The sequence below is a fragment of the Frankia sp. CcWB2 genome (assembly GCF_977927585.1).
The window spans coordinates 19,076-20,250 of record NZ_CDWRCM010000002.1 but is presented as its reverse complement, the minus strand read 5'-3'; the positions used below and the strand labels follow the sequence as shown (position 1 = coordinate 20,250).

1 protein-coding gene and 1 pseudogene are annotated in these 1,175 nt (G+C 74.6%); both read left to right on the top strand.

Annotated features, from left to right (window positions below):
- Positions 1-744, top strand: a pseudogene (locus tag ACY45C_RS00825) (hypothetical protein); the annotation flags it as partial.
- The coding region (locus ACY45C_RS00820) for a hypothetical protein (RefSeq protein WP_462185762.1) at positions 741-1,175 on the top strand (435 nt) is incomplete at its 3' end. The pseudogene ACY45C_RS00825 and the gene ACY45C_RS00820, both read left to right, overlap by 4 nt.

Sequence of the window (1,175 nt, the reverse complement as noted above, 5' to 3'; positions counted from 1 at the left end):
ATCCGAGCGGTGCGTGATGCGGCGCTCGTCCGCAACCGGGCCCGTCGGCCGGACCGCCGGCGGGCACTGCTCGACGATCTCCTGGCCGCGGTCGGTGCGCTGCTGGTCGACGGCGAGCCGGACGCCTACCTCGATGCGCTCGCCGTGACGACGACCGAGCGGTTGCGCCCGCGGGTGGCCGCGGCCGTTCTTGTGGAGGACGTGCTGCTCCCCGTGGAGGCCGCGGCGCTGGTCGCCGAGGCGGAGGCGGACGGGCTTGACGCCGCCCGGGCGAGGGGGGTGGTCACCGCCCTCGCCCGGGAGCACAGGGTGCTCCCCTCCCCGTCCCCGTGGGCATCGCCGCCGACGACCTCCGGGCGTCCGGAGGCCGCACCGGACCGGCCGTCGGCGCCGCGCACCGCAGCCGACGAGCTTTCCGCCGCTTCGGACCTGCGGCTGGAGCACGACCGGCTGCGGTGGACCTGGCCCGCGGGCTGCACGGAGATGATGCTCGCCTGGCGGGTGGACGCTCCGCCGGTCGGCGCGCCTGATTCACAGGCACAGGTGCGTAAGGTGACCAACACCCGTTACGAGATCGACGGCGGAGTCCCGTTGCCGGCGACGCGACCCCTGTATGTGGCGCTCTTCGGTTGTCTTCGGGAGTCGGGACGGCTGGTTGTGGCGACCTTGGCGGCGCCCGGGGCGCGGATCCGGCTGGATCCGGACGGTCCGGTGGCGTCGGCATCGGGCGGGGCGTCTAGGTGAGGGCCCGGTGGCTGGTGGCCGTGCTCGTCGCGGCGTGTGGCTTCTACCTCGGGCTGATCGGGTGGCGGGGAATCCAGTTGCTCGGCGACGATCGCTGGGCGGCCCGTGGACTCGGTCTCGGTGTCGTGCTGCTTCCGCTGATCGGCGCCGTCGTCATCCTGCGTGAGCTGCGTTTCGGCCGCGACACCGAGCGGCTTGCCCGGATGTTCGACGTAGCCGCGGATGCGACGGCTGACGTCGAGCCCGGTACCGCCCGCGGCTTCGACCCCGACCTCGACCTCGACCCCGGCGCCCGAGCCGACGAGCCGGTTCTCGTGCGCCGGCCGTCGGGCCGGATCGACCGCGCATCGGCCGACGCCGCGTTCGCCCAGCGTCGGGCGGAGGCCGAGGCGGCGCCGGGCGAATGGCGTCGCTGGTACCGGCTCGCGGTC